Origin of the sequence: Dickeya lacustris (assembly GCF_029635795.1) — a bacterium.
GTDB lineage: Bacteria > Pseudomonadota > Gammaproteobacteria > Enterobacterales > Enterobacteriaceae > Dickeya > Dickeya lacustris.
In genome coordinates this window covers 571,330-577,903 of the sequence record NZ_CP114280.1, presented here as the reverse complement: position 1 = coordinate 577,903, position 6,574 = coordinate 571,330, and the positions used below count along the sequence as shown (strand labels likewise).

Annotated in this window: 4 protein-coding genes and 1 pseudogene; 3 read left to right on the top strand and 2 right to left on the bottom strand. The window is 61.1% G+C overall.

Features of this window, described 5'->3' with window-relative positions; genetic code table 11:
* Positions 1 to 418 precede the first annotated feature (418 nt).
* Positions 419 to 772, top strand: a complete 354-nt coding sequence (locus O1Q98_RS02625; RefSeq protein ID WP_125259357.1) for an immunity 8 family protein — start codon at positions 419 to 421, stop codon at positions 770 to 772.
* 242 nt (positions 773 to 1,014) lie between these two features.
* Here the strand turns inward: O1Q98_RS02625 and O1Q98_RS02620 are convergent, their stop codons facing one another.
* On the bottom strand, positions 1,015 to 1,302 hold the full coding sequence (locus O1Q98_RS02620) for a SymE family type I addiction module toxin (RefSeq protein WP_125259358.1): 288 nt from the start codon (positions 1,300 to 1,302) through the stop codon (positions 1,015 to 1,017).
* Between the two features lie 101 nt (positions 1,303 to 1,403).
* Positions 1,404 to 1,790 (bottom strand): helix-turn-helix transcriptional regulator, encoded by a 387-nt coding sequence (locus O1Q98_RS02615; RefSeq protein WP_125259359.1) that lies wholly within the window; start codon positions 1,788 to 1,790, stop codon positions 1,404 to 1,406.
* Positions 1,791 to 1,892: 102 nt separating this feature from the next.
* Here O1Q98_RS02615 and O1Q98_RS02610 point away from each other — a divergent pair, with 102 nt between their 5' ends.
* Positions 1,893 to 4,931, top strand: coding sequence for a CHC2 zinc finger domain-containing protein (locus O1Q98_RS02610; protein WP_278142793.1), 3,039 nt, complete (start codon positions 1,893 to 1,895; stop codon positions 4,929 to 4,931).
* Positions 4,918 to 6,028, top strand: a pseudogene (xerC, locus tag O1Q98_RS02605) (site-specific tyrosine recombinase XerC). Before O1Q98_RS02610 ends, xerC begins: the two are co-directional and overlap by 14 nt.
* The last annotated feature ends 546 nt before the right edge of the window (positions 6,029 to 6,574 follow it).

Genomic DNA, 6,574 nt, shown 5'->3' with positions numbered 1-6,574 from the left:
AAAAACCGGGAGCAGGCAGCACGCAGACAGAAGGTAAACCGTCGAGCGGTGCGGAGAACGTGGCAGCTTATTCGAGTCTAAAAGATGATTTGGTTCAACAGAACCTGAACAATATTGCGAAGCAGGATCCGAGACTGGCAGAAGTTGTTAAAGGTAGCGGTACAACAAACCCGAACTTCTCTGTAGGAATGGGAACTGCGGAGGAGGCGGATAGATTAGGCCAAATATGGGTTGGCGATGGTTCCAGATTGCTTACTGATGGTAAAGGTTGGGTTAGTGCTGATGGCACAAGGGTATATCGCTTCCCTGCATCCAAGCCAAATACACCGCAAGATCTGAATCCAACTGGTGTACAGGCAAATTTCGAAACGCTGAAAGATGGTAAAAGAGTTAGTAATGGTCACATGGGGATTACTCAGTGAAAGGAATACTTAAAAACTTGGGGGTTAACTCAGCGGAGTTTAGCCCTGAAACTTATAAGCCTGAAGAAGGTGATTGTTTTGGCCTGTGGATTAACTTATGTATTGGCCCTGACGATCAGGAAGGTGGACACGATTATCAGCTACTTATCTGTACTCCTGAATGGCTCTGCAAGCACCGATGGTTGCCGGAACTGATGCGGCACACGTTGCTGGTTCGTAAATACGATCTGGATGAGATTAAAAAGACCATCACAGACTATATCGATCAGTGCGAAGGTAACGACTGGATGGAGATCGCACAGAAGCTTTCCCGCGTCTTTGCCTGGGAATATGAAGATTACCAGCCTTGAGCAAGATCCCGGCCCCGCGCCGGGATCGTCATTTTTACCAGTCAGCTTTTGAGTTACGCCTTCATCCCCGTCGCCCTTGAACCTGATCGGCGAGGTTGCCCGAAAAAGCTTCAACCACCCGGACAGGAAATGTTTTGTCATTACCGTCATGCCGACGGAATGACAAAACCATCCGGTCAGGGCCACGCCCGACACCCCCGAGTTAAAACAAAAACCCCGGCGCGGGCCGGGGGTGAGAGTGGTTACTCGGCGAACTTAAGGCCGCCGGGGTAATGCTTGATCCAGTTGGCCGCCGCGTCCGGGTCAAAGGGTTCAATGCTGAGACCTTCCAGACAGTGCCACAGCTCGCGGGTGTTCTGGGTGGTGATGACCATGCAGCCGGGCATGACCCGTATTTTTAACGGCATCCCGTCGGTAAAGCCGGCTTCGGTAAGCCAGGCCCCTTGCAGGGGCACCGCCTGAAAGCGGGCGCGTGCATAGCGTTCGGCTTGGGAAATGCGTTGTATTGCCTTATCATCGCGTACAGCCATAGTAACTACCTCGTTTAGTTGCTTGTGGTTAGCAGGGTTATCGGGTGGCAGCCCGGTAGCTCTGCGCTGGTAAAAATCGACTCTTCTGTAGCAAATCCCTTCTACGACGTCAGTAACTGCGTCATCTTCGAGCGTTTAAGCAGGCTGTCCATCAGGACGATCAGCGCCTGCTGATCTTCATCCGATAACGAATCCATCTGTGTGACCAGTGCCTGTAAACGCGGGTTGTGGATCTGCGGCGGCGTCATGGGCTCCAGCCCGACCAGTGAATCAAGGCTGGTCTGCAACACCTGTGCAATCCTGACCACGGCGTCAAGCTGGGGAACGGATGCACCGCGTTCCCAGCGGTTATAAACGCGGCGGTCAACTTCCAGCAGCTCGGCCAGTCTGGCCTGCGTCATCTTACGGGCCTCTCTGGCCTCCTTCAGTCGGGCAGCAAACTGTTGCATATCTTCCTCACAGAACCAGCGTGACAGTGATATCTGCATTGTAAGCCTCCCTTTTTAGCTGCTTGACTTATTGACCACATTATAGTCCCCTATATATGCTACTACAATGTCTATTGACAGGTTTTTTTACAGGAGGGTGTGATGGGACGAATGACACCGGCAGAGCTGGAGCAACTGAAACGCGGGGTGTCGCTGCGGGCCGTGGCGCAGTCTCAGGGCCATCAACTGAAAAAGCAGGGGGCGGACAGTGTTGTGTGCCGGTGTCCGTTCCATCAGGAGAACACGCCGTCCTGTGTCATCACGCCGTCGAAGAACCTGTACCACTGCTTCGGCTGCGGGGCGTCGGGGTCGGTGCTGGACTGGCTGCAACACACCGAGCGGCTGACGTATCCGCAAACCCTGCTGCGGTTGCGGGAGCTGGCCGGTAATCCGTCTTTTTTAGCCGCCGCCCCTGTTCCCGCCTCGCCAGCGGTGGCCCGTACCAAACTCGCCGACCTGGATGATGACGGTCAGGCGCTGCTGAATCAGGTTATCCAGTTCTACCACCAGAGCCTGCTGGCGAGCGCGGAGGCGCAGCAGTGGCTGGTCAGTCGCGGTCTGGCTCATCCTGAACTGGTGAGCCACTTCCGGCTGGGGTTCGCCGGTCATCACGGTATCGGCGGCAGCGCGGGGCTGCTGCCGTCTTCGTCGAGTCAGGAAGGAAAGCGGCTGCGTGAGAAACTGGCCGGGCTGGGGGTGCTACGCGCGGCCACGAAGCAGGACCACTTCCGGGGCTGCGTGGTGATGCCGGTTATCGGCTGGTCGGAGTCGGCGAGCGTGGCCCAGCGAGGCCGGGTGATGCAGTTGTACGGTCGTCGGGTGCAGCCGGACCACAAAATCCTCAAAGGCTCGCCGAAGCACCTGTATCTGCCGTCGCCACTGGCCGGGGTGTGGAACGAGGAAGCGCTGAAGGCGTCGTCAGACCTTATCCTGTGCGAGTCGCTGATCGACGCGATGACGTTCTGGTGTGCGGGCTATCGCAACGTGACCACGGCGTACGGGGCCAACGGCTTTACCGCTGACCATCTGGCGGCGTTGCAGTATCACGGCGTGAAGCGGGTGCAGATAGCCTATGACCGGGACGAGGCAGGCGACCGGGGCGCGGCGTCGGTGGCGGCGGACCTGCTGGAGTGCGGTATCGAAGCATGGCGGGTGCGGTTCCCGCCGGGGCTGGATGCGAATGCCTATGCACTGAACAGCGGCAACCCGGAAAGCGCGTTAGGGCTGGCACTGGAGCAGTCGGCATGGATGGGCCAGGGCAGCGGGCCGGGGGTGGTGTTCTCCCGTGACATGCCGGTGAGTGGCGAGCGTGAACCTTCTTCCTTAGCCGCCCCGGCGGGCGTACCGGCACCGACGGTGGCGGGCGAGTTAACCCCATCCGGCGACCTGCTGCTGACCCACGGCCCGCGAGTCTGGCGGGTGCGCGGCTGGCAGAAAAACACCGTACAGGAGGTGATGAAGGTGAACGTGCAGGTGCGGGACGAGTCAACCGGCGCGCTGCATGTGGACTCGCTGGACCTGTACAGTTCGCGGCAGCGTCAGGGGTATGTGAGCGCGGCGGCGGCGGAGCTGGGCTGTGACGCGTCGGTCATCAAGCGCGAGTGCGGCCGGGTGCTGCTGATGCTGGAGCAGCAACAGGAGTGTCAGCGGCAGGCGTCGGAGCAGGCCGACGCGACCGCTGCGGTCACGGTGAGTGCGGAAGACGAGGCGGCGGCACTGGAACTGCTGAAATCCCCCCATCTGGCTGAACGTATCATCAATGACCTCGCGGCCTGCGGGGTGGTGGGGGAAAGTACCAATCTGCTGACCGGGTATCTGGCGGCGACGTCGCGCAAGCTGGATAAACCGCTGGCCGTGCTGATACAGAGCAGTTCGGCGGCGGGGAAATCTTCGCTGATGGACGCGGTGCTGGGGATGATGCCGGAAGAAGAGCGTATCCAGTACAGTGCGATGACCGGGCAGAGCCTGTATTACCTTGGTGAAACCTCGTTACAGCACAAGATACTGGCGATAGCCGAAGAAGAAGGGGTCAGGCAGGCGGCGTATGCGCTCAAGCTGTTGCAGTCGGACGGGGAGCTGAAAATCGCCAGTACCGGCAAGAACGAGCAGAGCGGCGAGCTGGTGACGCGGGAATACAAGGTGCAGGGGCCGGTGATGCTGATGCTGACCACCACGGCCAGCGACGTGGATGAAGAGCTGCTGAACCGTTGCCTTGTTCTCACCGTGAACGAATCCAGAGAGCAGACGCAGGCCATCCACGCGATGCAACGCCACGGTCAGACGCTGGCCGGGCTGCTTCAGTCATCAGAAAAACAGTACCTGACCCGGCTACACCAGAACGCACAGCGGCTGCTGCGCCCGCTGAAGGTGGTGAATCCGTATGCCGACCGGCTGACGTTCCTGAGTGATAAAACCCGCACCCGGCGCGACCATATGAAGTACCTGACGTTAATCCAGGCCATCGCGCTGTTGCATCAATACCTGCGCGAGGTGAAGCGGGTAACGCACCGGGCGCAGGTTATCGAATACATCGAGGTCGAGCGGTCGGATATCGCGCTGGCCAATCAGCTGGCCCACGAGGTGCTGGGCCGGACGCTGGATGAAATGCCGCCACAGACGAGGAAACTGTTGCTGCTGATACAGGCGATGGTGGGCGAACAGGCGCAGCGTCAGGGCTGCCAGCCCGGTGAGGTGCGGTTCACGCGGCGGGATATCCGGGCATGGACCAACTGGAGCGACAGCCAGCTCAAGAACCACTGTCTGCGGCTGGCTGAAATGGAATACCTGCTGCTGCACGGCGGCAGCCGGGGGCACCTGTTGCAGTATGAGCTGCTGTGGGATGGCAACACCGGCGATGACCCGCACCTGTGCGGGCTGCTGGAGGTGGACGAGCCTGAAGGCAGTGAGCGCAAGTCTGGCCCGGAGGCGGAAAAGTCCGGCTTAAGTCTGCCTCAAGTCCGGGGCAAGTCTGACGTGGAAAAACCGGCGTCAGGCCAGACAAGGCAAGGGTTGACGGCGGATGTGGTCGGGGCCGGGTCAGACGCAGTAAGAAAGGGAACACAAATATCGCCTGTCGTGCCGCTGCCTGCGGTCGGCGATACGCCGGTTGAGAGCGCGGGGGTGACGCATGGCCAACCGTAAACCGCGTGCCGATGCGCTGCTGACGGTGGATGAGGTGTACCGAAAACCCATCGGCCCGGCCAGCGACCCGAAAAGCCTGTACGCGCTGCTGCTGAGGTTCGTGGCATGGCGTCGGGAGCGGAACTGGTCGGAGACGACGCTGAAGACGCAAACCCATCATCAGTACCGGTTCATCCTGTGGGCGGCGGAGCGCGGGCTGCACTATGGCCGGGACATCACCTTACCGATACTGGAGCACTACCAGCGCCATCTGTACCAGTACCGCAAGCCGAACGGGGAGCCACTGAGCACCCGGACGCAGCGCAGCCAGCTGGGGCCACTGGTGGTGTGGTTCGGCTGGATGACGCGGCATCATCTGCTGCTGGCCGACCCGGCGTCGGGTCTGGTGTTGCCGCGACTGGAAAAGCGGCTGCCGCGCCATATCCTGAGCGTGGCGGACGTGGAGCAGGTACTGGCGTTGCCGGACCTGACCACGTTGCAGGGCATCCGCGACCGGGCGCTGATGGAGCTGCTGTGGTCAACCGGGATACGGCGGGGTGAAGTGGCGATGCTGGAGGTGTACAGCGTGGACGCGAGCCGCCATATCGTGACCATCGTGCAGGGCAAGGGGGAAGAAAGACCGGGTTATCCCGGTCGGGCAGCGGGCGCTGCGCTGGCTGACGTATTACGTGCAGGCGGTGAGGCCGCAACTGCTGGTGAACCCGCACTGCCCGGCACTGTTCGTGGCCCTGGATGGTGTCGAGGGACTGACGCCGAACGGCATCACCAATCTGGTGAGTCACTACATCAGGGCATCGGGGATAGCGAAATGGGGAAGCTGCCACCTGTTCCGGCACGCGATGGCCACGCAAATGCTGGAGACCGGGGCGGACCTGCGGTGGATACAGGCGATGCTGGGCCATGCGAGCGTGGTGAGCACGCAAATCTACACGCAGGTGAGCATCCGGGCGTTGCATTATTATAATAACACGACGCATCCGGCGGAGCAGTCGGACAGTGATGAAACCGGGCTGCTGGCCGACCTGATAGCGGCGGAGCAGCCGGACACCCCGGAGCCGGACGACACGCCCGTGTGGCCGGACAGCCCCAAAAGTTAGCGCTCTCCGGTTGAGTGCGGCGGGAGCGGGTTCGGCAGACAGCCCGGCGGGCTGACTGCCGTCAGGCGGCATCGCGGGCGGGGGTAAACGTCCGCCCGGCCCGCGTTGTGCGGCGGTGCTCCGTGTCACCCCGGCGGCTGGCCGGTCAGCCGTTCAACATAATGCGGGGGATTATACGAAGCTCGCCGGGTAACGACAGCGCCCGTTCCCGCTGCGAGGTGCGGCTCGTATCGTATAATCCGCATTATGTCTTGCGCCCCCGCCATCGGCATCGCGGGTGAGGCGCGGCGCGCAAGGCGCTGCCTTCCGCTGTCGGCGGTGGTGTGCGTTCTTCGGCTTCCTGGCCGCCTTGTGTTGCCGGAGACACCGGCGTCAGCATCGAGTCCAGATGTCATCAGGTCTCCCCCCTCGCGTTATCCTCAACATCCACCCCAAAGAAGAAGTCGGCCCGTCGGGCCTCCGCTGAAGGGCTTCATGCCCGCCCGCTGCATCTGTCCGTCACGGCTCGCAGTCGCAGGCTCCTTGCTCGTTCCCGTGCCGGCCAGC

Coding starts and splice junctions, on each gene's coding strand:
- O1Q98_RS02620 (WP_125259358.1), bottom strand. CDS start 1,302: ATGGCTGTACGCGATGATAAGGCAATACAACGCATTTCCCAAGCCGAA.
- O1Q98_RS02615 (WP_125259359.1), bottom strand. CDS start 1,790: ATGCAGATATCACTGTCACGCTGGTTCTGTGAGGAAGATATGCAACAG.
- O1Q98_RS02610 (WP_278142793.1), top strand. CDS start 1,893: ATGGGACGAATGACACCGGCAGAGCTGGAGCAACTGAAACGCGGGGTG.